A 24,783-nucleotide genomic window follows, 5' to 3' on the forward strand; every position below is an offset into this window, starting at 1 on the left:
GTGCGCACACGTCTTCTCCCGCTGCTCATCGTCCTGATGGCGGCCGTGCTGCTCGCGCTCGGCATCCCGCTCGCCGTCAGCGTTGCCGCAGCCCAGCAGCAGACCGTCGTCATCGACCGGATCGACGACACCGCGCGCTTCGCGGCGCTCGCCCAGTTCGTCACCGACCGGCCCACCGGGTCCCGCGTCAAGGACACGGCCACCGACGAGCGCGGCGAGACCCTCCAGCGGGAACTCGAGAGCTACTACGACGTCTACGGCATCCGTGCCGGCGTCTTCTACCGCAACGACGTCCCCATGGCGAACGCGCCGGCCGACTGGTACCTGCCGGAAACGGGCGAGGTGCGCGACGCGTTCGCCGAAGCGCTCCTCTCGCGCCGCAGCCACGATCCGCAACAGGTCTGGCCCTGGCAGCGGAACCGGCTCGTCGTCGCGTCGCCGGTCATCCGGGACGGCGACGTCGTGGCCGTCGTGGTCACCGACTCGCCCACCGGGCACATGCGTTCGGAGACACTGCACGGCTGGATCGTCATCGGCGCCGGTGAGATCGCGGCGATGCTGCTCGCCGTGGGCGCCGCGCTGCGCCTCACCGGCTGGGTGCTCAGGCCCGTACGCGTACTCGACGCCGTGACGCACCGCATCGCGACCGGGAGCCTGAAGTCCCGGGTCGCGGTGGCCGGCGGGCCGCCGGAACTCAGACGGCTGGCCCGGTCGTTCAACGAGATGGCGGACAACGTCGAGGACGTGCTGGAGCAGCAGCGTGCCTTCGTCGCCGACGCCTCGCACCAGCTGCGCAACCCGCTCTCGGCGCTGCTGCTGCGGATCGAACTGCTCGCACTCGAACTGCCGGAGGACAACGAGGAGATCGCCTCGGTCCGTACCGAGGGCAAGCGCCTGGCCGAGGTCCTGGACGACCTCCTCGACCTGGCGCTGGCCGAGCACGCCGAGGCGGACCTCGCCCTCACCGACATCGGCGCGCTGACGGCCGAGCGTGTCGCGGCCTGGACCCCGCTCGCCGAGGCCAAGGGTGTGCGCCTGGTCGGTGACTGCCCGGCCACCACCGCGTGGGCCGACCCGGTCACGCTGTCCAGCGCCCTGGACGCGGTGATCGACAACGCGGTGAAGTTCACCCCCGAGGACGAACGCGTGCAGGTGTCGGTCGCGTCGAACGGCGAGACCTCGACGGTCGTGGTCACCGACGGCGGCCCGGGCCTCACCGACGAGGAACTCGTCCGGATCGGCGACCGCTTCTGGCGCAGCGGCCGGCATCAGAACGTCAAGGGGTCGGGTCTGGGCCTGTCCATCTCCCGGGTCCTGCTGGCGGCGGGCGGCGGCACCATCTCGTACGACCATCACGAACCGCACGGCCTGAAGGTGACCGTCCGGGTGCCCAGGTCGGGTCCGGCGTCCTGAAGGGGCTTATGTCCTGAAGGGGCTTATGTCCTGAAGGACCCTACGGCTTGACCGAGCGGTAGTAGCGCCGGGCGCCCTCGTGCAGGGTCAGCGGGTCGGTGTAGATGGCGGTCCGCAGATCCACGAGCTGCGCCGAGTGCACATGGGCGCCGATGCCGTCCCGGCTGTTGATCACCGACCGGGTCAGCCACTCGGTGAGCCTCGGGTCCACGTCCTCGCGGGTGATGAGCAGGTTGGACACCGCGAGCGTCGCCACGGTCTCGCCGTTCTGGACGGTCGGGTAGGCCGACTCGGGCATGTCGGCGGCCCGGTAGTAGCGGGAGGCGGCGCCCGTCTCGTGCAGCTTGGCGACCAGGTCCGCGTCGATCGGCACGAAGCGGAAGGAGAAGTCCTTCGCCAGCTTCACCAGACCGTTCGTCGGGAGCCCGCCCGACCAGAAGAAGGCGTCGATCTGGTCCTGCCGGAGCCGCCCGGGACCGGTGTCGATGCCGTCGGCGAAGGGCTTGATGTCCTTGGCCGGGTCGAGCCCCGCGGCGGTCAGCACCCGGTTCGCGATCAGCCGTACGCCGGAGTTCTCCGGCCCTATGGACACCCGCTTGCCCTTCAGGTCCCGCACGGTCGAGATCTTGGAGTCGCGGGGTACGACGAGCTGAAGGTAGTCGTCGTAGAGACGCGCGACCCCGCGCAGCGAACTCGCCCCCGGTCGATTCGTCAGCTTGTACGTCTCCACCGCGTCGGCCGCCGCGATGGTGAAGTCGGCGTTGCCCGTGGCCACCCGCTCGACGTTCTCCTGCGATCCCTGGCTGGTCAGCAGCCGTACCTCGAGCTTGGGCATGTCCTTGGCGAAGGCCTTGCTGAGCCGCGAGCCGTACTGCTGGTAGACGCCGGCCTGGGTCCCGGTGCTGAACGTGATCGTCCCGTCCGGAGGCTCCTCGTCCAGCGGCAGCAGCCACCACAGCAGCAGCCCGAAGACCACGAAACCGGCGGCCGAGCCCATCAGGGCCTGACGCCTGCGGATCCGGGGGAGCACCTTGAACATGCGCGCGATCCTGCCAGTACGGCACCGGTACTGGCCAGGGGAGCGGGAGCTGGCACGGGGCGGGGTTGTCGGCCGTACGACGATCGGACCGGCCCCTGGAGGGCCGCCGCGAGATCGCTAGAGTCACCGCATGCGCCCCACTGACGCCCCCGCCTCGTCGCCCGCCGACCTCGTCCGGGAGTTCCACCTCGCCTTCGGACTCGCCGCCCGCAGTACGCCCACCGAGGTCTCCCCGGAACTCGCGGCGCACCGGGGCGAGCTGCTCGCGGAGGAGGCCGCGGAGGTCGCCGAGGTCGCGGTCGCGGGCCCTCTGGACCGGCTGGCGCACGAGCTGGCCGACGTCGTGTACGTCGCGTACGGCACCGCCCTGGTCCACGGGATCGACCTCGACGCGGTGATCGCGGAGATCCACCGCGCCAACATGACGAAGCTGGGCCCGGACGGCCTGGTCGCCCGCAGGGCCGACGGCAAGGTGCTCAAGGGCGACCACTACCGGGCCCCCGACGTGGGGGCCGTGCTGCGCCGCCAGGGCTGGAACGCGGACGAGCGGTAACCCGTACGGCTCTGCTCCACGTACCGCCTGCCCTAGGTGTGCCGGCCCGGGGCGACGCCGAGCGGGTCGAGCACCGGACGCGGGTGGGCCAGGAACGCGTCGTGGTCGCGGAAGCGGCCGGTCAGGGTCTCGCCCCGGCAGTGAGGGCCTGCGGCAGGGCCGGGCCGGAGACGTGTACACGGCGCACCGCCGCCGGATCCGTCCGTCGAGCGGTTCGAGTTTCCCGGGAACCTCTGGTGCTCGTACAGGCGTCGCATGGACCATCGGCGCGCGAAGGCGTACAGGGGGATCCGATGGGGCGGTTCGAGTTCGGGGAGTACCGGACGCTCGCGCTGCTCGGGGCGGGTGGGATGGGCCGGGCGTATCTGGCCCGTTCGGCCTCGGGACGGCTCGTCGTGGTCAAGGTGATGCACGCGCACCTCGCCGCCGAGCCGATGTACCGGGAGCGGCTGCGGCGTGAGGTGCTGGCGGCGCGTGCCGTGACTGGCCCGTTCACCGCGGCCGTGCTCGACGCGGGGACGCAGGACCCGTTGCCGTGGCTGGCCGTCGAGTACTGCGCGGGCCCCACCCTGTCGGAGGCCGTGGCCGGGTGCGGACCACTGGCGGCCGGTGACCTCGCCTCGCTCGGCGCCGCCCTCGCCGAGGCGCTCACCGCGATCCACGCGGCGGGCCTGGCGCACCGCGACCTGAAACCGGCGAACGTCCTGGTCACCGGGGAGGGCCCGCGCGTCATCGACTTCGGTATCGCGAAGGTTCTCGGTGCCGGACCCGCCTCGGGACCGTCGGACGAGGCCCTGACGGAGAGCGGCGAGATGCTCGGCTCCACCGGCTTCATGGCACCCGAGCAGATCACGTACGCCACCGAACCCGCGGCCTCCTGCGACGTGTTCGCACTCGGGGCGCTGCTCGCGCTGGCGGCGACGGGCCGCAGACCGCACGGCGGGGGTTCGGCCCCGCAGATCGTGTACCGGACGCTGCACGAGGAGCCGGACCTCGCCGGCGTGCCGGACGGGGACTGGGCCGCCTTCCTGACCCGCTGTCTGTCGAAGCGGCCGGACGAGCGCCCCACGGTGGCGGAGGCCCTGGACTGGTGTGCCGCCCGCGCGGGCGAACGGCCGTGGTGGGAGCGGCCGGAGGTGACCGCCCTGATCGAGGGCCACGAGAAGGCGGTCGCGCGCCGGATCGCCGTGGCGGCCGACGCCGACGGGGATGGCGCCACCCGTGTCGGCCCGCCACCGGCCCCCGCGGGTCCGTCGCGCAGGCGCCTGTTCGCGTGGGCGGGCGTCGCCGCCACGGCTGCGGCGGCGGTGCCGACGGCGATCGCCCTCCTGGGCGACGACGAGCCCGAGGGCACACGGCGGCAGTCGGTCACCGTGTCCTGGCGCACCGGCACCCCGCTGTGGACCCGCGAGGTGGGTGACCTCGAATACGGCGGCGCGCTGACCCGTACGGCCGACGCCCTCTACGTGGTCATCGACGGCACGGCCCGCCGACTCGATCCGAACACCGGTGCGGTGGCCTGGGAGCTGGAGGACGCGTCCGACGTCCTGCCTTCCGGCGAGACGGCGTACGTCACCCGCCGCGGACCGGGCGGATCCTCCCCCGAGGTCGTGGCGCTCGACGCGGCGAAAGGCACGCAGCGGTGGCGTACGGGCGCCCTGGAGTCGAACCCGTACCGGCCCTACGGTGTCTACTCGCCCGACGGCGACTCGACGCTGCTCGCCGTCACGCGGCGCACGGCATGCCTGGTCACGTTCGCCGAGTACGACACGTCGTGGGCACGGCGCACGAACCAGGGGAAGAGCTGGCGGGCGTACGGCTTCGACCTGCCGACGGGTGCCCCGCTGTGGTTCAGGTGGGGTACGGCGGCACAGGTGACGGCGCTGAACGCGGCGGGCGGCCGGTTCGCCCTGGCCTCGGCGACCGAGACATACGGTCCCCTGTACGTGCTCCACGAGCGCTCGGGCGAGGAGGAGTCCAGCATCTCCGACGGCTCCGCCACACCCGAGGTGCATCCGGGGGCGCGGGGAACCCACTACTACGCGACGCGGACGTCCGTGCGCCGGGTGAACCTGGCCACCGGGAAGGCGAGCTGGACCCGGCCCCTGGAGTACGCGCGGGTGGCACCACTGGCCGGCGGCGAACTCGTCGTGGCCGCCACGGCCGACGGCCTGGGCGCCCTGGACGCGGCCGGCGGCGACCGGCGCTGGTGGCGTGACGACGTCCGCACGCTCACCACGACCGACGGCCGCCCCCTGGCGGACGCCACGGCGGTCTACGCGACGGGCCCCCGCCCCGGCGACTCCCCCGTGTCCGAGGGCACGTCCGTGTGGGGCATCCACGTCCTCGCGGCCGACACGGGCAGGCTGCTCTGGGCGGTCCCGGTGGACGGTCTGACCAGGTTGTCGTACGGGGCGGCGGGCGACGGTCTGATCCATGTGTGCACCAGTACGACGCTGCAGACGTTCCGGGGCCCGTGAGCCGGGCCGGTCCGCGCGAGCGGGCACGACGGGAGGAGCACCCGCACACCGACCATCACCCCCGACGACGAAGGAAAGGCTCACAGGAGGCCCCGCGCATGACCACCGCCCTTCACCCCGAGGACCCCAGACAGCTGGGCCGGCACCACCTGATCGCCCGGCTCGGCGCCGGCGGCATGGGCCAGGTCTACCTCGCCCGCTCGCCGGGCGGCCGTCTCACCGCCGTCAAGACCATCCACGAGCACCTGGCCACGGACCCGCACTACAGGGAACGGTTCCGGCGCGAGGCGACCGCCGCCCGCCGGGTCACCGGCGCCTACACGGCCCCCGTCCTGGACGCCGACCCCGACGCCCGGCTTCCCTGGCTGGCCACCGCCTTCCTGCCCGGAGTGACGCTGAGCAGTGCCGTCGCCAAGACCGGCCCCCTGCCCGCATCGGCCGTGTGCGCCCTCGCCGCCGCCCTCGCCGAGGCGTTGCGCGACATCCACGCGGCCGGCCTCGTCCACCGTGATCTGAAGCCGTCGAACATCCTGGTCACCCGGGACGGCCCCCGTGTGATCGACTTCGGCATCGCCCGCGCCCAGGACGACCGGGCCCTGACGGAGACCGGCGGGATGATCGGCACCCCCGGGTACATGTCCCCGGAGCAGATTCTCGACGGCCCGGCGGTCACCGCGGCGACGGACATCTTCGCGCTGGGCGCGGTGCTCGCGTTCGCGGCGACGGGCCGGAACGCGTTCGGCGCGGCCTCCGTGCCCGCACTGCTCTACCGGATCGTCCACGAAGAGCCCGAACTCGACGGCGTACCCGTGGAACTGGGCCTGAAGGACCTGATCGACGCCTGCCTCGACAAGCCCCCCGGCAACCGCCCCGACGCCGCCGCGATACTCCACCGCGTCGTCACCCCCGCTCTGTCGGCCTGGTGGCGTGAGGAACCGCTGCGGTCCCTGGTGGCCGACGCCGAGGCGACTCCGCGGCCCGGCCCGGAACCGATACCGGCTCCTACCGTCCGGCTGCCGGGCCCGGCGACCCCCTCCCGGCGGTGGCGCGAGATGTCCCGCCGAGCCGCCCTCGCGGCGGGCGGCGCCGCCTTCGTCGGTCTGTTCGGTTACTCGGTGGTGCGGGGCGGTGGTGCCGGTGACCAGGAGGACGATCCGGACGCCTGGCAGGTGACCGGAGGAACGGCCGGCTCCGGCGTGGTCCGCTGGCGGTTGAGCCCCGGCGACGGCCGCGTGGACGCCCTGCTCGCCACCCCGGCCGGGCTCGTCCTGCACGGGATCGAGGGACCGGGCACCAGTGCCGGGGCGGTCCAGCTGCGTACCGCCTCGACGGGCGGCCTCCGCTGGGCGGCCGAGACCCACGGTGACGTACCGGACGACTGGGGTGTCACCGACGACGGGGTGCTCCTCGCGGGCGGCATCCGCCTCACCCCCACCGTCATCAGCACCGGCAAGTCCCTCGCCCAGGCGTCCGTGCCGGACGCCACCCAGCGGTGGTACGCGGTCGCCGGCACCGCCATGGTCCTCAGTGACATGTTCGTGCTGCGAGCCGTCTCGCTCACCTCGGGCACCGAACTCTGGCGCCGCAAAGAGCCCACCGACACGGAGTGGCGCCGTCCCGCCGTCGTCGGCGACGCAGTTCTGCTCACCGACGAGTTGGCCCGTCCGACCTGCGTGGACGCGAGGAACGGCGAAGAGCTGTGGACCTACCGGGAGCTGGGCAAGGGCGACACGGTGACGGCCGTGGGCGCCCTGCCGCCGGACCGGTTCGCCCTGCTCACCGAGAAGGGCGTGCTGCATGTCGTCGACGCCCGCAGCGGAGACCGTACGGTCGCCCGCGCGCTGAAGACCGACATCGCGCGCGGTGCCACGGCTCTCGCCCGCACCGGCACCGTCGGCCTCCTCCTGACCGGCTCCACCCTGCACGGCTTCGGCCTCGACGACGCCCGCCCGATCTGGAGCACGCCCGCGCTCGGCCTCGACGCCTGCTGGACCCGGCGCCCCGGTGGCGTCCACGTCCCCGTCGTCGCCGGCGGGCTGCTGCTGAACTGGAAGGACGGCCATACCCTCACCGCTCTCGATCCACGCACGGGCCGGTCCCGCGGCCGGGCGAGACAGTTCGAGGGCACCGGCCCCGCCCAGTGCCCACCCGCCGTCGCACCGGACGGCACCACGGTGTACGCGGCGGCGGGCCGCGCCTGCGCGGCACTGCGGACGACCGCGAAGGGCCTCACCGAGACACACACCCGCACAGCTCCCGCCCCCGTCACCGCCCTCACGGCCGATGCCCACGGCTGGTACGCCTGCGCGGGCCGCAAGACCGTGATGGCGGTCAACCGATGACCCGACCGGGACTCCGTTCACGACCGCCTACCCTTGTCGCATGAGCAGCAACGACCGGAGCCCGGCAGTGGACGTCAAGACCTACGAAGTGCGCACCTATGGGTGCCAGATGAACGTCCATGATTCCGAGCGATTGTCCGGCCTGCTCGAAAACGCCGGTTATGTGCGTGCCCCCAAGGATGCGGACGGAGACGCGGACGTCGTCGTCTTCAACACCTGCGCCGTGCGTGAGAACGCAGACAACCGGCTGTACGGCAACCTCGGCCGGCTCGCCCCGATGAAGACCAAGCGCCCCGGGATGCAGATCGCGGTGGGCGGCTGTCTCGCGCAGAAGGACCGCGACACCATCGTGAAGAAGGCGCCCTGGGTGGACGTCGTCTTCGGTACGCACAACATCGGCAAGCTGCCCGTCCTGCTCGAACGCGCGCGCGTGCAGGAAGAGGCGCAGGTCGAGATCGCCGAGTCGCTGGAGGCGTTCCCGTCGACGCTGCCTACCCGCCGCGAGAGCGCGTACGCGGCCTGGGTGTCGATCTCCGTCGGCTGCAACAACACCTGCACCTTCTGCATCGTCCCGGCCCTGCGCGGCAAGGAGAAGGACCGGCGCACCGGCGACATCCTCGCCGAGATCGAGGCGCTGGTCGGTGAGGGCGTCTCCGAGATCACCCTGCTCGGCCAGAACGTCAACGCGTACGGCTCCGACATCGGCGACCGCGAGGCCTTCGGCAAACTGCTGCGGGCCTGCGGGAAGATCGACGGCCTGGAGCGCGTGCGCTTCACCTCCCCGCACCCGCGCGACTTCACCGACGACGTCATCGCCGCCATGGCCGAGACACCGAACGTGATGCCGCAGCTCCACATGCCCATGCAGTCCGGCTCGGACACGATCCTCAAGGCGATGCGCCGCTCGTACCGCCAGGAGCGCTACCTGGGGATCATCGAGAAGGTGCGGGCCGCCATCCCGCACGCGGCGATCACCACCGACATCATCGTCGGCTTCCCCGGGGAGACCGAGGAGGACTTCGAGCAGACGATGCACGCGGTCCGCGAGGCGCGGTTCGCGCAGGCGTTCACCTTCCAGTACTCCAAGCGGCCCGGCACGCCCGCCGCCACCATGGAGAACCAGATCCCCAAGGAGGTCGTCCAGGCGCGTTACCTGCGTCTCGCCGCCCTCCAGGAGGAGATCTCCTGGGAGGAGAACAAGAAGCAGATCGGCCGCACCCTGGAGCTGATGGTCGCCGAGGGCGAGGGCCGCAAGGACGGCGCCACCCACCGCCTCTCCGGCCGCGCCCCCGACAACCGCTTGGTCCACTTCACCAAGCCGGACACCGGGGTACGCCCCGGGGACGTGGTCACGGTCGAGATCACGTACGCCGCCCCGCACCACCTCCTCGCGGAGGGCGCCGTCCTGAACGTGCGTCCCACGCGCGCGGGTGACGCCTGGGAGAAGCGCAACACCGCGGAGGCCGCGAAGCCGGCGGGCGTGATGCTCGGCCTGCCGAAGATCGGGGCGCCGGCTCCGCTGCCGGTGGCCACGGGGAGCGGCTGCGGCTGCGACTGACGTCCTGGCACAATGCGGACAGGGAAGGAGCATCACATGTTGCCGTACAGCGTTGCGTTCACCGAACAGGCCGCCAAAGTGCGCGACAGCCTGACCGCCGACAGGCGTGACCTGCTGGAGCGTGGCCTGGCCATACTGGCGACCGACCCGCGGCACAAGCTCTCCCATTCCGTCCTCGGCGACGAGTCCACCCGTGGACTCGCCCTGTCGCGCAATCTCTTCATCGAGTACGTGATCAGTGAGGGCAAACTCGTGGTGCTCGTGCTCACGGTCATCGACCTGACGGACGTGCTCTTCGAGGAATGACACCGGGCCGTCCTCCGGGGTTACCCTCCCGATCATGCTTGTCGTCGCCGCCATCTGCCCCTGTCCGCCCCTCCTCGTGCCCGAGGTGGCCGCGGGCGCCGCTCCCGAGCTGGACGCCGCCCGCACCGCCTGTACGGACGCGCTGGGCCTCCTCGCGGCCTCCCGTCCCGACCGCCTGCTGGTCGTCGGGCCGGCGGGGGAGAGCGGGCGCGGACCGCACCCGGAGGGCACCCGCGGCTCGTTCCGCGGCTTCGGCGTGGACGTCGACGTACGCCTGGGCACCGGAGGCGCAGAGGCGCAAGGGGAGCTGCCGTCGTCGCTCGCCGTCGCCGCCTGGCTGTTGGAGCGCACCGGCTGGTCCGTGGCGCCCGTCGAAGGCCTGGGCGTGGGCGAACCGCTCGCGCCCGAGCGATGCTTCGAGGCCGGCCGGGACATCGGCGGGCGGCCGGAGCGGCTGGCCCTGCTGGTGATGGGCGACGCCAGCGCCTGCCGCACGCTCAAGGCGCCGGGCTATCTGGACGAGCGGGCCGCCGGGTTCGACGAGGAGGTCGGACGGGCGCTGGGCACGGCGGACGTGGCGGCGCTGAAGACGCTGGACGCGGAACTGGCGTACGAACTGAAGTGTTCGGGCCGCGCCCCCTGGCAGGTCCTCGCGGGCGCGGCCGAGGACGCCGGCCTCGCGGGCGCGCTGCTGTACGAGGACGCGCCGTACGGCGTGGGGTACGTGGTCGCGGCCTGGTCGTAGAGGGCGTACGGACGCGGCGGACGGCCGGGAGCGTCTGCTCCGCGGCCGTCCGCCGATGTGGTGCGGTGGTGCTGTTGGTGCCGGTCAGGAAGCCGGCGGTGGCGCGTCCGGGGGCGGCGTGAACGTGTCGTCCCGGGTGGTGTCACCGTCCTTGTGCGCGATGCGGTCCACGGCGCCCTTCGCCTTGTCGGTGCCCGTATGGATCTTGTCGCTGTACTTGCCCTTGGTCTTGTCGTCGACCACCTTCGCGGCCTTGTCGAGACCCCGTTCGATCTTGCCCCCGTGCTGCTGCGCGAGGTCGGAGATCTTGTCCTTGGCCGGGGCGAGCTTCGCCTTCAAACTGTCCAGCAGACCCATGGTTCACCTTCCCTCGCGGGCAGTCACTTGCGGGCGCCCTCACCGGCCTCGCTGTCGGCGGCCTCCTCGGCGGACTGCTGCTTGGGGATCTCGACGCCCTCGGTGGCGGCCACGGCCACGGCTTCCGGCTTCTCCGCCGTACTCTCCGTCCCGGCACCGCTGCCGGCCTCGGGCGACCCCGTCGCCGCTTCCGTCTCCTCCGCCGCGGACTCGTCCGTCACTGCGACGGACTGCTCCTCGGCGGCCGACGCCTCCTCCGCGGTCTTCGACCGTCCAAGAAACCGTGCAAAAACGCCCATATCCACTCCATACGTTACTCGTGCGGGCGAAATCCCGCGTCGCCCGGTGCGTCCGTTTGCGTCGCCCCCGTCACCGCCTCCCGAATCCGGCGGCGCGAACCTCGCAACTGGCAACGACCCCGGACACCCACCGTCACGTAACTCGTTCGAGGAGGGGTCCCGGGTTTGGGAGACTGGGGCAGTGAGCAGCACACCCCCCTCCCCCCGAGTCATCGCCGTCGTCGGCCCCACCGCGGCCGGAAAGTCCGATCTGGGCGTCTTCCTGGCCCAGCGTCTCGGCGGGGAGGTCGTCAACGCCGACTCGATGCAGCTCTACCGAGGGATGGACATCGGTACCGCCAAGCTGACGCCCGAGGAGCGCGGAGGCGTCCCGCACCACCTCCTGGACATCTGGGACGTGACCGTCGCGGCCAGCGTCGCCGAGTACCAGCGCCTCGCGCGCGAGCGGATCGACGCACTGCTCGCCGAGGGACGCTGGCCGATCCTGGTCGGCGGCTCCGGTCTGTACGTCCGTGGAGCCGTCGACAACCTGGAGTTCCCCGGCACCGATCCCGAGGTCAGGGCCCGCCTGGAGGAGGAGCTGGCCCTGCGCGGCTCCGGCGCCCTGCACGCCCGGCTGGCCGCCGCCGACCCCGAGGCCGCGCTCGCGATCCTGCCCAGCAACGGCCGCCGTATCGTCCGGGCCCTGGAGGTCATCGAGATCACCGGCAAGCCCTTCACTGCCAACCTTCCGGGCCACGACTCCGTGTACGACACCGTCCAGATCGGCGTCGACGTGTCCCGCCCCGAGCTGGACGAGCGCATCGCGCGCCGCGTCGACCGGATGTGGGCGGCGGGGCTCGTGGAGGAGGTACGCGCGCTGGAGGCGCACGGCCTGCGCCAGGGGCTCACGGCATCGCGCGCGCTGGGCTACCAGCAGGTGCTCGCGGCGCTCGCGGGGGAGTACGGCGAGGGCGACGCGCGTGCGGAGACCGTACGCGCCACCAAACGCTTCGCGCGCCGTCAGGATTCATGGTTCAGACGCGATCCCCGGGTGCACTGGCTCAGTGGGGCTGCGGCGGATCTCACAGAACTTCCGCGCCTCGCACTGGCGTTGCTCGAACGACCGGTCACAGCCTGATCACGTCATGGCATCGGGACGCTCCGGCCGTCATCCAGGCCTCCGGCGCCGTGCCATCATCGAGCTTCGATCGACCAAGTGGAGTCCGAGTTGGGAGGGCGCGTGGCGATGGAGGCCGGCCCTCGCGACACCGCACAAGGCGCGGGACACGTCACCGGTGACGGTGGCGAAACGGAACAGGGCGAGGACCGTCTGAGCCCGGACGGGCCCGACGACACCCAGGGCGGCGTGACCGCCGACGGACCCGAACCGGACGAGATGTTCCTCGGGCCCGAGGTCGAGGTCGAGCTGCGCCCGCAGCGCCGACTGCGCATCTGGCAGCTCGCCCCGATCGTGGTCCTGGCTGCGCTCGGCTCCCTGATGTTCGCCTTCCCGCTGGCGTTCGACTTCGGCGACAGTGGAGCGGTCATCGCCATGCTGGGGCTGCTCATCTGCTCCTGCGCGGCGGGCTGGGGCATGATGGCCGCCCGCCGGGTGGGCTACACGGCACCCGGGCTGGGTGACGGCCGCCGGCGGGACTGGCGGGTCGTGCTGGCGTACGTCGTGATGGTGTCCGTCGTGATCGTGCTCGCCGTGTGGCGAGTGGCCCGGTTGCGCTAGCAGTTCGGCTGCGGCGCCGTCGTGGCTTGTCGCGCCCGCGCGGCGGAGCCGCATATCGGCACAGTCCCGCGCCCCTTTGGGGCGCTCCTACGCCGTACGATCGAGGGATGAGCACGCGCATCGCCTTCCTCAAGGGTCATGGGACCGAGAACGACTTCGTGATCGTCCCCGACCCCGAGAACCTCATCGACCTCTCCCCGGCCGCCGTCGCCGCCCTGTGCGACCGGCGTGCGGGCATCGGGGGTGACGGGCTGCTGCACGTCGTGCGGTCCGCCGCGCATCCTGAGGCCAGGGGCATGGCGGGCGAGGCGGAGTGGTTCATGGACTACCGCAACGGCGACGGCTCGATCGCCGAGATGTGCGGCAACGGGGTGCGGGTCTTCGCGCGCTATCTGCAGCGGGCCGGACATGTCACCGAAGGGGACATCGCCATCGCGACGCGCGGGGGAGTGAAGAGCGTGCACCTCGCCAAGGAGGGCGACGTCACCGTCGGTATGGGCAAGGCCCTCCTCCTCGAAGGGGAGGTCACTGTACGGGTGGGGGAGCACGCCTGGCCCGCGCGGAACGTCAACATGGGCAACCCGCACGCGGTCGCCTTCGTGGACGATCTCGCGCACGCGGGGAACCTGTTCACCGCGCCGCCGTTCAGCCCCGCCTCCGTCTACCCGGACGGGGTCAACGTCGAGTTCGTGGTCGACCGCGGCCCGCGTCATGTCGCGTTCCGCGTGCACGAGCGTGGGGCCGGTGAGACCCGCTCGTGCGGCACGGGCGCGTGTGCCGTCGCCGTGGCCGCCGCTCGGCGCGACGGCGCGGACCCGGCCGTGACCGGGACTCCGGTGACGTACACCGTCGATGTGCCCGGCGGGCGCCTGGTGATCACCGAGCGGGCCGACGGCGAGATCGAGATGACCGGTCCCGCGGTGATCGTCGCCGAGGGCGAGATCGATGCGGAGTGGCTGGAAACTGCGGTGAAGTGAAGCGGGTGACGGTCGGTCATTGCAGCCCATGGGTCCTGTGAGCCATGGAACCGTAGTTCTCTTGCCCTGCGCGGCTCGGAAACGACGTCGATCACAGGTCGGGTGGCTCGAATGCACAGGCCCTCGAACCGTCGCTCGAATGGGTGATCCGTTTCACGCTCGACGAGAGGTGGTCAGTCGCGCGTGGTGGGCTCGGTAGCATCAAGCACCGGCCCGGACGGGGGAACAACGTCATCCCCTGAGCCGCCGTCCGCCATGGGGCATCCCGTCCGCCGGTCCAGGTAGCCGGAGGTGCCCATGAGTGCGGAGGCCACGAATCCCGCGAGCCCAGGTGCTGTGACGTCCTCGCCCAAGCTCGCGGTCTCGCTGGAGCAAGGGGGGACTCCCGCGCCCCGCCGACGGGCCCGCCCCCGGATCGACCTGCGTCGGCTGGGCAGAGCGGCCTTCCTCGGCTCCGCCACCCGTGACCGGCTGCCCGACGCCATCGGCCACGTCGCCGAGGCGCACCGCGCCCACCACCCCGACGCCGACCTGGATCCGCTGCGCCGGGCCTACGTCCTGGCCGAGTCCTCGCACCGCGGCCAGATGCGCAAGAGCGGCGAGCCGTACATCACGCACCCGCTCGCCGTGACGCTGATCCTCGCCGAACTCGGCGCGGAGACCACGACCTTGACGGCGTCTCTGCTCCACGACACCGTCGAGGACACCGATGTGACGCTGGATCAGGTCGGCGAGGAGTTCGGCGCCGAGGTCCGCTTCATCGTCGACGGTGTGACGAAGCTGGAGAAGGTCGACTACGGCGCCGCCGCCGAGCCCGAGACCTTCCGCAAGATGCTCGTCGCCACCGGGAACGACGTCCGCGTGATGTCGATCAAACTCGCCGACCGGCTGCACAACATGCGCACCCTGGGCGTGATGCGCCCCGAGAAGCAGGAACGCATCGCCAAGGTCACCCGGGACGTGCTCATCCCGCTCGCCGAACGGCTCGGCGTCCAGGCGCTCAAGACCGAACTGGAAGACCTCGTCTTCGCGATCCTGCACCCCGAGGAGTACCAGCACACCCGGGAGCTGATCGTCAACAACGCCTCCCGCGCGGACGACCCGCTCGCCGAGATCGCCGACGAGGTGCGCGCGGTACTGCGCGATTCGGGAATCCAGGCCGAAGTCCTCATCCGGCCACGGCACTTCGTGTCCCTGCACCGGACGGCGCGCAAACGCGGCACACTGCGCGGCTCCGACTTCGGACGGGTCCTGGTGCTCGTCAACGAGGACGCCGACTGCTACGGCGTACTGGGCGAGCTGCACACGTGCATGACGCCCGTGGTCTCGGAGTTCAAGGACTTCATCGCCGTCCCCAAGTTCAACCTGTACCAGTCGCTGCACACGGCCGTCGCCCGCAAGGACGGTCAGGTCGCCGAAGTCCTCATCCGTACGCACCAGATGCACAAGGCCGCCGAGGCCGGCGTGATCGCGCTCGGCAATCCCTACGCTCCTCCTTCGGAGGAGCAGACCGACGGCGACGGGGCGCGGGCCGACCTCGCAGGCGACGGCGAGCGCATCGACCCCACCAGGCCCGGCTGGCTCTCCAGGCTGCTCGACTGGCAGGAGGCCGCGCCCGACCCCGACACCTTCTGGTCCACCCTGCGCGAGGACCTCGCCCAGGACCGCGAGATCACCGTCTTCCGGGCCGACGGGGGCTCGCTCGGGCTCCCCGAGGGCGCGAGCTGCGTGGACGCGGCCTACGCGCAGTACGGCGAGGACGCGCACGCCTGTATCGGCGCCCGGGTCAACGGCCGGCTGGCGACGCTGAGCACGGTTCTGCGGGACGGCGACACGGTCCAGCTCCTCATGGGGCAGGACCCGGCCTCCGAACCCTCCAGGGAGTGGCTGGAGCACGCGCACACCCCCGTCGCCAGGATCGCCATCCAGCGCTGGCTCGCCGCCCATCCGACACACGACGAACCGACGGACGGTCCGGAGACCTCCGGCGACCTCCCGGAGGCCGAGGAGACCCCCGCGGAGCCCGCCCGTGAGGCCGCCGGCGCCCGTCCCGCCCAGGACGGCTCCGCCACCTCCCCTGCCGCCGCGACAGCCGTCGTCGACCAGCCCGGCGCGACCGTACGCCTCGCCGGCTGCTGTACGCCCGTACCGCCCGACGAGGTCACCGGCTTCGCCGTACGCGGGGGAGTGGTGACCGTCCACCGCGTGGAGTGCGCCGGGGTGGCGCGCATGAAGAGCACGGGGCGCGCGGAGGTCGGTGTGCACTGGGGGGACACCACCGAGGCCCGGGTCACCCTGGTCGCCGAATCGTTCGGGCGGCCCCATCTGCTCGCCGACCTCACCGAGGCCATCGCCCTGGAGGGCGTCGCGATCGTCTCGGCGACCGTCGAACCCCCCAGCCAGCAGCGCGTACGCCACACCTACACGCTCCAACTCCCGGACGCGGCGCACCTTCCCGCCCTCATGCGGGCCATGCGCAATGTGCCGGGCGTGTACGACGTGAGCCGGGCGCAGCATCACGTGGCGGTTCCCTGAGGTACCCGTTCGGGTGGGACCGTCGCGAGTCGCCGTCGTCCGGCGGGCGGTCGCTGGTAGCCGTGGTGCATGCTGCTCAACCCCCGTACCTGGTTCACGTCGGCGCTGCTCGCCTCCGCCGTCTCCGTCTGCCTCGTCGCCGCGAGTGCCCCCGCGGCACCCTTGGGCGTCGGCGACCGCCTCTTCCCGCACCTGGGCAACCCCGGGTACGACGTGGCGTCGTACGACCTGGCCTTCAGCTACCCCGGAACCAACAGCAAGCCGCTGTCCGCCGTCACGACCATCGACGCCTGGACGACCACCCCGCTCGAACAGGTCAACCTCGACTTCTCCCACGGGAAGGTCGAGGCGGTCGAGGTCGACGGTGAACCCGCGTCGTTCACCAGTGCGGGCGAGGACCTGGTGGTGACTCCCCGGGCGGCGCTGCCCGCCGGGAGCTGGATGCGGATCACCGTGCGGCACACCAGTGATCCCGTGTCCGCGCCCGACCGGGACGGGGGCTGGGTCCGCACCAAGGACGGGCTCGCGATGGCCAACCAGGCCGATGTCGCGCACCTGGTGTTCCCGTGCAACGACCACCCCTCCGACAAGGCGATGTTCACCATCAGGGTCACCGCTCCGAACGGCTACACGGCGGTCGCCAACGGGCTGCCCGCAGGCGTCGACCGGGTCGGCAAGGCGACGACCTGGACGTATCGCACCCAGCACCCCATGGCCACCGAACTGGCCCAGGTGTCCATCGGCCGCTCCACCGTGCTGCACCGCACCGGGCCGCACGGTCTGCCCGTACGCGATGTCGTGCCCACCAAGGACCGGGTGCTCCTGGAGCGGTGGCTGAAGAAGACGCCCGCGCAGATCGAGTGGATGGAGAGCAAGGCCGGCCGCTACCCGTTCGAGACGTACGGGGTGCTCATCGCCGAGGCGTCGACCGGCTTCGAGCTGGAGACACAGACCCTCTCTCTCTTCGAGAGAGACCTGTTCACCGAGCCTGCCTTCCCCGAGTGGTACGTCGACTCGATCATGGTGCACGAACTGGCCCACCAGTGGTTCGGCGACAGTGTCAGCCCGCGCACCTGGTCCGACCTGTGGCTCAACGAAGGACACGCCACCTGGTACGAGGCCCTGTACGCGGAGGAGAAGGCGGGCCGGAAGCTGGCGGACCGCATGAAGGCGGCCTACGGCTCCTCCGACCGCTGGCGCGCCGCCGGCGGGCCGCCCGCCGCCCCCAAGGCGCCCAAGCCCGGCCAGAAGATCGGCATCTTCCGCCCGAACGTCTACGACGGCGCCGCCCTCGCCCTCTACGCCCTGCGCCAGGAGATCGGCCGCCCCGCGTTCGAGCGCGTCGAGGAGGCATGGGTCGGCCTCCACAAGGACGGCATCGCGGGCACCGCCGACTTCGAGCGCCTCGCCTCCGACATCGCCGGGCGGGACCTGGGCGCGTTCTTCCAGGCCTGGCTGTACGCCGAGAAAACGCCGCCGATGCCCGGCCACCCGGACTGGAAGTCCGTCGCGCCCGCGACATAGCCCGCGAAATAACACCGTGACGAGACGGGGCGTGCCGTGCGACCATCGTCGGGTCGGCGGCGCTGCCCCCGGCCTCACGGGACGGGTTCCGGGAATCTCCCGGGACGCTCGTGCGTTGTGAGCAGTGACGACGCGCAATCCGTCGCCGCAACCGAATCCCCAACGACGTAAGGACCCAATGACCTCCTCTTCTTCCCCTTCCCAGGACACTGAGCGCTTCGCGCACACCTACCCCGAAGGTCTTCGGGCCGATGCCCTGATGGAAGAGGACGTCGCCTGGAGCCACGAGATCGACGGAGACCGGGACGGCGACCAGTTCGACCGCTCCGAGCGCGCGGCCCTGCGCCGCGTGGCAGGCCTCTCCACCGAACTCGAGGACGTCACCGAGGTCGAGTACCGCCAGCTCCGTCTGGAGCGGGTCGTGCTCGTCGGTGTGTGGACTACGGGAACCATCAAGGACGCGGACAACTCCCTCGCCGAACTGGCCGCCCTCGCGGAGACCGCGGGCGCGCTCGTGCTCGACGGCGTCGTCCAGCGCCGCGACAAGCCCGACGCGGCCACCTACATCGGCTCCGGCAAGGCCAACGAGCTGCGGGACATCGTCATCGAGACGGGCGCCGACACCGTCATCTGCGACGGTGAGCTGAGCCCGGGCCAACTGATCCACCTCGAAGACGTCGTCAAGGTCAAGGTCATCGACCGTACGGCCCTGATCCTCGACATCTTCGCCCAGCACGCCAAGTCCCGAGAGGGCAAGGCGCAGGTCGCGCTCGCGCAGATGCAGTACATGCTGCCGAGGCTGCGAGGCTGGGGTCAGTCGCTGTCCCGTCAGATGGGCGGCGGCAAGGGCGGCGGGCTCGCCACCCGTGGTCCCGGTGAGACCAAGATCGAGACGGACCGGCGCCGGATCCGCGAGAAGATGGCGAAGATGCGCCGGGAGATCGCGGAGATGAAGACCGGCCGCGACATCCAGCGTCAGGTGCGCCGGCGCAACAAGGTGCCCTCGGTCGCCATCGCCGGCTACACCAACGCGGGCAAGTCCTCGCTGCTCAACCGCCTCACGGGCGCGGGCGTGCTGGTCGAGAACTCCCTGTTCGCGACCCTCGACCCGACCGTGCGCCGGACCGAGACCCCTGGCGGGCGCCTCTACACACTGGCCGACACCGTCGGTTTCGTACGGCACCTGCCGCACCACCTCGTCGAGGCGTTCCGCTCCACGATGGAGGAGGTCGGCGATTCCGACCTGATCCTGCACGTGGTCGACGGCTCGCATCCGGCGCCGGAGGAGCAGTTGGCCGCCGTGCGCGAGGTGATCAGGGACGTCGGTGCCACCGGCGTACCCGAGATCGTCGTGATCAACAAGGCGGACGCGGCGGACCCGTTGATGCTTCAGCGGCTGATGCGGATGGAGACGCGTTCGATCGCGGTGTCCGCCCGTACCGGTCAGGGCATCGACGAACTGCTCGCGCTGATCGACAACGAGTTGCCCCGGCCCTCGGTCGAGATCGAGGCGCTCGTGCCGTACACGCACGGCGGGCTGGTCGCCCGTGCCCACACCGAGGGCGAGGTGATCTCCGAGGAGCACACCGGGGAGGGCACGTTGCTCAAGGCGCGGGTGCATGAGGAATTGGCGGCGGATCTGTCGCCGTATGTTCCGGCGGCTGCGGTGCTTTAGGCTCCGCCGGGCGGGTGCGTTGTCGTCTGCGGGTGCGTGGGGGTTGTTCGCGCAGTTCCCCGCGCCCCTGGAAAGGCCCCCCATGCCTACGGCATGGGGGGCCTTTCGTCATGTCACTGGTCGGCGAACTTCGCGCTCACCTCGTCGTACACGCCCTTTGCCACCTTGCCCAGCCTTGGGCCTGCCAGCCAGCCTGAGCTGACTGGGCCGATCGAGGTGTTGGAGATCAGGGCCGGGTTGCCGTCCGCGCCTGTGGTGACCCAGCCGCCGCCGGAGGAACCGCCGGTCATGGTGCAGCCGATCCGGTACATCGTCGGGTCCGCCTCGACGATCGACAGTCGGCCCGGCCGGTCCTCGCACTGGTACATCGTCTCGCCGTCGAAGGGCTCCGCCGCCGGATACCCGGTCGCCGTGATGCTCTCCACCTGCGTGACGGCGGGCGCGTCGAAGTCCACCGGAAGGGCCGAACCGACCGTCTCCTCCAGCGACTTGCCGCTGCCGCCCTTCTCCGGGGTCACATGGATGACCGCGAAGTCGTACGGTGCCCCGTCCCCGCCCGTCGCACCCCCTTGCTCGATCCACTGGTCCGAGGTCTGCGCCCATTCACCCCACCAGACGCCGTAGGGAGCGATCTCCGCGCGCGGGGCGTTCTCCACCTCGGCGCTCGACCTGGCCGCGTTGTTGTACGACGGCACGAAGGCGATGTTGCGGTACCAGCCGCCGTTCTTGCCGGCGTGCACGCAGTGGCCCGCCGTCCAGACGAGGTTCGACTTCCCGGGGTGGGCGGGGTCCTCGACGACGGTCGCCGAGCAGACCATCGTGCCCTCGGGCCCGTCGAAGAACACCTTGCCCGCCTCTGGCGCGTTGGCGTGGTAGGCGGGCGGTACGGCCTTCGCGGCCACGGCCTTCGGCGTCGGGTCGGTGACGCCCTGGTCGCCCGCGAGGTCGGTCTCGTCGACGCTCTTCTCCGGGTCGTCGGCCTCGCGCATGCGGTCCGTGTCCCAGAGGCCCTCGATGATGGGGTTGACGTAGTCCTCGGCCTCGCGCAGCCAGTCGTCCTTGTCCCAGTTCTTCCAGGCGCCGTTCTTCCACTTGTCGATGTCGATCCCGTGCTCTTTGAGCTTGTCCTTGAGCCCGTCCGGGATCGTGATCTTCCCGGCCCCGTCGTCAGCGGCGGAGGCGGAGGACTGTCCGCCCGCGTCGGAGTCGCCGGAGTCGGATCCGCAGGCGGTGGCGGTGAGCGCGAGCGCCACCGCGAGGCCGACGGCGGCCGGCACGGGGGAGGCTCCGCGACGCGCGCCCCTCCCACGGCGGCCGACGAAGGGCGGGCGTATGGGTCGCATGATCTGTCTCCCCCTGGCGTGGTCGGACCGTGTGCTGTCCCTGCACGGCATCACACACTATGCGGTCCCTGTGGGGGCCATCCGATGGAACGGCAACTGTTTCGCTACAGGCGGTCCGGGCTGCCAAACGTCCGGCTTGGCGCCGATGTGACGCCTTGTCACAGCTGCTTCCGGAGTGCCGGGGGAGCCGCGCCGCACCGGCAACTGTTCCGTCCCGGCAAGGATCTTGAGGTGACCCGTGACTCCTGTGGCACGGCGGGTGTTGGTAACGGGAGGAGTGTCTCGGTGAGTTGGCGGCCGCCGGGGCGGCAGAGCAGTGGAGCAGCGGGGAGTTGGGGCGTTGGGGCTACGGGAGTCCATGGAGACGGGGGAGCGCACAGGGGCACGGGAATCCCGGGCGCCGGTGGAAGCCGACGTGGATGTCGAAGTGTGCGCCGGCGCGCGCGGGGCGCACGAGGGGATTCTGCGGCGCCAGTCGGCGCGTGAATCGTCGGCACGCACCTATGCGCGCGCCCTCCCGATCGTCCCCGTACGGGCACGCGGGCTGACGATCGAGGGCGCCGACGGCCGCCGCTACCTCGACTGCCTCTCGGGTGCGGGGACCCTGGCCCTCGGGCACAACCACCCCGTCGTGCTGGAGGCGATCCGCAAGGTGCTCGACTCGGGGGCGCCGCTGCACGTCCTCGATCTGGCGACCCCCGTCAAGGACGCCTTCATCACGGAGCTGTTCCGCACGCTGCCGCCCGGACTCGCCGACCACGCGCGCGTGCAGTTCTGCGGACCGGCCGGGACGGACGCGGTGGAGGCCGCCTTCAAGCTCGTACGCGCCGCGACCGGCCGCACCGGCATGCTCGCCTTCACCGGCGCCTACCACGGCATGACCGCCGGTTCGCTGGACGCCTCCGGCCACGCGGCCGACGTACGCGTCGCCCGGCTGCCCTTCCCCCAGGACTACCGCTGCCCCTTCGGGATGGGTGGCGACCGGGGCGCCGAACTCGCCGCCCGCTGGACCGAGTCCGTCCTCGACGACACCAAGTCGGGCGTGCCCCTGCCCGCCGGGATGATCCTCGAACCCGTCCAGGGCGAGGGCGGGGTGATTCCCGCGCCGGACGCCTGGATGCGGCGTATGCGACGGATCACCGAGGACCGCTCGATCCCGCTGATCGCCGACGAGATCCAGACGGGAGTCGGCCGCACCGGCGCCTTCTGGGCGGTGGAGCACAGCGGGGTCACGCCTGACGTGATGGTGCTGTCCAAGGCCATCGGCGGCAGCCTGCCACTGGCCGTCGTGGTCTACCGCGACGACCTCGACGTCTGGGAACCCGGCGCCCACGCGGGCACGTTCCGCGGCAACCAGCTCGCCATGGCAGCGGGCACGGCCACTCTGACGTACGTCCGCGAACACGGCCTCGCCGAACGCGCGGCCACCCTGGGCCCCCGGATCCTCGCCCAACTCCGGAAGCTGGCAGCGGAGTTCCCGATCATCGGCGATGTACGCGGCCGGGGACTGATGATCGGGGTCGAACTGGTCGGGCCGGGGGAGGAGAGGCACGCGCTGGCCACTGGTCACCCAGGTGCCGATCCGGAGGTGTTTCCCCGCCCCGCCGGAGGAGGTCCGCGCCCCGCAGCGCCCCAACTGGCCGCCGCCGTACAGCGGGAGTGCCTGCGCCGGGGGCTGATCGTCGAACTCGGCGGGCGTCAGGCGAGCGTCGTCCGTCTGCTGCCGCCGCTGACCATCAGCGACGAGCAGGCCGACGCGGTACTCGACCGACTGGCCGACGCCGTGGCGGCGGTGGCGCGCGGCCACACCGAAGGACGCCCCGTCGACACCCACTCCGAGCGAGCGGGGTAGCCAGGCCCGACGCCCGCTCGTACCGCCCCTCCCTGCACGTGTACTCGACCAACCCCCACGAGGAACCGTCTTGAACAGCACCCCCGTACCCGAAGGCCGTTCCCACCCGACCCCCGCGAGGGACACGGTGCCCCGGCAGAAGGCCGCCGCCGGGAGCGCCCAGTGGGCGCGCGGTGCCACGGCCGACCTCCTGGAGCACCTCGACCCCCACACCGCGGCCCAGGCCGCCGCCACCGAGAACCTGCTGCGCTGCTGGGTACGGGAGAACAACCTCACCGCCCCCACCGACGGCACCCTCCGCATCCCCCTTCCCACCAGCGGCACCGCCCTGTTGGCCCCGGTCCACTACTGGTCCCCGACCGGCTGGCACCGCTTCGGCCTCCCCCACCTGGCCGACGCCCCCGCAGGAGCCCCGGCCGCCGACGCGGTCACCGTCGCGACACTGCTCGCGAGAGAGGCGTACGACGGCCCGAAGGCGGCGGGGACGGACAGCGGTCCGGGAAGCGATGCCGCCCCCTCTCGCGCACCCTCTCCCGCCCCCTCCGTCCTGCCCCCCGACGCCGTCGACCTGGTCGCACGTGTCGCCGACTCGGTCCGCCGTACCGCCACCTTCATCAGCGACCGGCGGGCTCAGCCGGCCGACGGGCCCGATCTCTTCCTCGCCGCCGAACAGGCGCTGCTGCTCGGCCACCCGCTGCATCCGACCCCGAAGAGCCGCGAAGGGCTCGCCGAGGCCGAAGCCCGGCTCTACTCACCGGAGTTGCGCGGCTCCTTCCCGCTGCACTGGCTTGCGGTGGCCCCATCTGTACTCGCCACGGACTCCGCCTGGACCGAGCGCGGGCGGCCCATCCGCGCCGAGCAGCTCACCGCACAGCTCATCGGGGCCGCACTGCCGCTCCCGCTGCCCGACGGCTACGCGGCCCTGCCCCTGCATCCCTGGCAGGTCCGCGAGACCCGGCACCGCCCGCAGACCGCGGCCCTGTTCGAGGCCGGTCTGCTGCGCGACCTCTGCGCTCATGGCTCCCCCTGGTACCCCACCTCGTCCGTACGCACCGTCCATCGTTCGGGCGCTCCCGCGATGCTGAAGCTCTCGCTGGGGCTGCGCATCACCAACTCCCGGCGCGAGAACCTCCGCAAGGAACTCCACCGGGGCGTCGAAGTGCACCGGCTGCTGCGCGGCGGGCTGGCCAAGCAGTGGCAGTCCGCGCACCCGGGCTTCGACATCGTCCGCGACCCGGCATGGCTCGCCGTCGACGACCCGGACGGCAGCCCCGTCACCGGCCTCGACGTGGTGATCCGGCACAACCCGTTCCACCCGGCGGACGACGTGGCCTGCATCGCGGGACTGGTCTCGCCCCGGCCGCATGCCCACCTGGAGGACCCGGCCCCGCGGTCCCGGCTCGCCGCCGTCATCACGCGGCTCGCCGGACGAACCGGCCGTCCGCGCGGTGCCGTCGCCACCGAGTGGTTCCTGCGCTACCTGGAGCAGGTCGTCCGGCCCGTGCTCTGGCTGGACAGCGAGGCCGGGATCGCCCTGGAGGCCCACCAGCAGAACACCCTGCTCCTGCTGGACGGCGACGGCTGGCCCAGGGGAGGCCGCTACCGCGACAATCAGGGGTACTACTTCCGCGAGTCCCGGCGCGCCGAACTCGACTCCCGGCTGCCGGGCATCGGCGAACAGAGCGACACCTTCGTCACCGACGAGGTCACCGACGAACGCTTCGCCTACTACCTCGGCATCAACAACGTCCTCGGCCTCATCGGCGCGTTCGGCTCCCAGCGCCTCGCCGACGAACAGCTGCTGCTCGCCGCCTTCCGGCGCTTCCTCGGCGACATCGCCTCGGGTCCCGCCCGGCTGCGTACGTCCCTGCCCGGCCGGCTGCTGGACTCACCCGTCCTGCGCTGCAAGGCCAACCTGCTCACCCGGCTGCACGGACTCGACGAACTGGTCGGCCCGGTCGACACGCAGTCCGTCTACGTGACCATCGCCAACCCCCTGCATTCCTGACGCCCCCGACACCGAAAACCCCTTTTCACCCCTGAGGAACACGCCACACCCCATCTC

19 protein-coding genes are annotated in these 24,783 nt (G+C 71.7%); 15 read left to right on the forward strand and 4 right to left on the reverse strand.

The annotated features are described in order from the left end of the window. Entirely contained in the window at nucleotides 1–1,413 is a 1,413-nt protein-coding gene (locus tag ACWCRB_RS06640) for an ATP-binding protein (RefSeq protein WP_450994978.1), read from the forward strand. Between the two features lie 40 nt (nucleotides 1,414–1,453). On the opposite strand, the gene ACWCRB_RS06645 is transcribed toward ACWCRB_RS06640, so the two are convergent. After that, nucleotides 1,454–2,452: a TAXI family TRAP transporter solute-binding subunit gene (locus tag ACWCRB_RS06645; protein WP_450994979.1), complete on the reverse strand. Its 999-nt coding sequence runs from the start codon at nucleotides 2,450–2,452 to the stop codon at nucleotides 1,454–1,456. A gap of 130 nt (nucleotides 2,453–2,582) precedes the next feature. On the opposite strand from ACWCRB_RS06645, the gene ACWCRB_RS06650 reads away from it, so the two are divergent. The 6 genes from ACWCRB_RS06650 (at nucleotide 2,583) to ACWCRB_RS06675 (ending at nucleotide 10,436) form a co-directional block, all read left to right on the forward strand. Beyond that, on the forward strand, nucleotides 2,583–3,005 hold the full coding sequence (locus tag ACWCRB_RS06650; protein WP_450994980.1) for a pyrophosphohydrolase domain-containing protein: 423 nt from the start codon (nucleotides 2,583–2,585) through the stop codon (nucleotides 3,003–3,005). A gap of 293 nt (nucleotides 3,006–3,298) precedes the next feature. Continuing rightward, entirely contained in the window at nucleotides 3,299–5,485 is a 2,187-nt protein-coding gene (locus ACWCRB_RS06655) for a protein kinase domain-containing protein (RefSeq protein ID WP_450994981.1), read from the forward strand. 98 nt (nucleotides 5,486–5,583) lie between these two features. Beyond that, a complete protein-coding gene (locus ACWCRB_RS06660) occupies nucleotides 5,584–7,827 on the forward strand; it encodes a protein kinase domain-containing protein (RefSeq protein WP_450994982.1) in 2,244 nt (747 codons plus the stop codon). 40 nt (nucleotides 7,828–7,867) lie between these two features. Beyond that, nucleotides 7,868–9,385, forward strand: coding sequence for a tRNA (N6-isopentenyl adenosine(37)-C2)-methylthiotransferase MiaB (gene miaB / locus ACWCRB_RS06665; protein ID WP_450994983.1), 1,518 nt, complete (start codon nucleotides 7,868–7,870; stop codon nucleotides 9,383–9,385). A gap of 36 nt (nucleotides 9,386–9,421) precedes the next feature. Further along, on the forward strand, nucleotides 9,422–9,691 hold the full coding sequence (locus tag ACWCRB_RS06670; RefSeq protein WP_235474419.1) for a hypothetical protein: 270 nt from the start codon (nucleotides 9,422–9,424) through the stop codon (nucleotides 9,689–9,691). Between the two features lie 34 nt (nucleotides 9,692–9,725). Further along, nucleotides 9,726–10,436: a class III extradiol dioxygenase subunit B-like domain-containing protein gene (locus ACWCRB_RS06675; RefSeq protein WP_450994984.1), complete on the forward strand. Its 711-nt coding sequence runs from the start codon at nucleotides 9,726–9,728 to the stop codon at nucleotides 10,434–10,436. A gap of 84 nt (nucleotides 10,437–10,520) precedes the next feature. Here ACWCRB_RS06675 and ACWCRB_RS06680 read toward each other — a convergent pair whose 3' ends face one another. Then, nucleotides 10,521–10,793 carry an antitoxin gene (locus ACWCRB_RS06680; protein WP_450994985.1) on the reverse strand — a complete coding sequence of 91 codons (273 nt, stop codon included), beginning with the start codon at nucleotides 10,791–10,793 and terminating at the stop codon, nucleotides 10,521–10,523. 23 nt (nucleotides 10,794–10,816) lie between these two features. Beyond that, nucleotides 10,817–11,092: a hypothetical protein gene (locus ACWCRB_RS06685; RefSeq protein WP_450994986.1), complete on the reverse strand. Its 276-nt coding sequence runs from the start codon at nucleotides 11,090–11,092 to the stop codon at nucleotides 10,817–10,819. 181 nt (nucleotides 11,093–11,273) lie between these two features. On the opposite strand from ACWCRB_RS06685, the gene miaA reads away from it, so the two are divergent. The 6 genes from miaA to hflX all read left to right on the forward strand — a co-directional run bounded on the left by miaA (nucleotide 11,274) and on the right by hflX (nucleotide 19,523). Further along, nucleotides 11,274–12,212, forward strand: coding sequence for a tRNA (adenosine(37)-N6)-dimethylallyltransferase MiaA (gene miaA / locus ACWCRB_RS06690; RefSeq protein ID WP_450994987.1), 939 nt, complete (start codon nucleotides 11,274–11,276; stop codon nucleotides 12,210–12,212). A 108-nt stretch (nucleotides 12,213–12,320) separates the two neighbouring features. Next, complete coding sequence (locus ACWCRB_RS06695) at nucleotides 12,321–12,812, forward strand: hypothetical protein (RefSeq protein WP_450995028.1); 492 nt, start codon at nucleotides 12,321–12,323, stop codon at nucleotides 12,810–12,812. A gap of 107 nt (nucleotides 12,813–12,919) precedes the next feature. Then, nucleotides 12,920–13,789 (forward strand): diaminopimelate epimerase, encoded by an 870-nt coding sequence (dapF, locus tag ACWCRB_RS06700; protein ID WP_450994988.1) that lies wholly within the window; start codon nucleotides 12,920–12,922, stop codon nucleotides 13,787–13,789. 297 nt (nucleotides 13,790–14,086) lie between these two features. Continuing rightward, nucleotides 14,087–16,324 carry a RelA/SpoT family protein gene (locus ACWCRB_RS06705; RefSeq protein WP_450994989.1) on the forward strand — a complete coding sequence of 746 codons (2,238 nt, stop codon included), beginning with the start codon at nucleotides 14,087–14,089 and terminating at the stop codon, nucleotides 16,322–16,324. Nucleotides 16,325–16,393: 69 nt separating this feature from the next. Beyond that, a complete protein-coding gene (locus ACWCRB_RS06710; protein ID WP_450994990.1) occupies nucleotides 16,394–17,848 on the forward strand; it encodes a M1 family metallopeptidase in 1,455 nt (484 codons plus the stop codon). Nucleotides 17,849–18,026: 178 nt separating this feature from the next. Beyond that, complete coding sequence (gene hflX / locus ACWCRB_RS06715) at nucleotides 18,027–19,523, forward strand: GTPase HflX (protein WP_450994991.1); 1,497 nt, start codon at nucleotides 18,027–18,029, stop codon at nucleotides 19,521–19,523. Nucleotides 19,524–19,636: 113 nt separating this feature from the next. On the opposite strand, the gene ACWCRB_RS06720 is transcribed toward hflX, so the two are convergent. Continuing rightward, nucleotides 19,637–20,866 (reverse strand): trypsin-like serine peptidase, encoded by a 1,230-nt coding sequence (locus ACWCRB_RS06720; RefSeq protein WP_450994992.1) that lies wholly within the window; start codon nucleotides 20,864–20,866, stop codon nucleotides 19,637–19,639. A gap of 358 nt (nucleotides 20,867–21,224) precedes the next feature. On the opposite strand from ACWCRB_RS06720, the gene ACWCRB_RS06725 reads away from it, so the two are divergent. After that, entirely contained in the window at nucleotides 21,225–22,718 is a 1,494-nt protein-coding gene (locus ACWCRB_RS06725; protein ID WP_450994993.1) for a diaminobutyrate--2-oxoglutarate transaminase family protein, read from the forward strand. A 70-nt stretch (nucleotides 22,719–22,788) separates the two neighbouring features. Continuing rightward, nucleotides 22,789–24,726 carry an IucA/IucC family protein gene (locus tag ACWCRB_RS06730; RefSeq protein ID WP_450994994.1) on the forward strand — a complete coding sequence of 646 codons (1,938 nt, stop codon included), beginning with the start codon at nucleotides 22,789–22,791 and terminating at the stop codon, nucleotides 24,724–24,726. Nucleotides 24,727–24,783 lie beyond the last annotated feature (57 nt).

It is taken from the genome of Streptomyces sp. NPDC002156 (genome assembly GCF_053593675.1).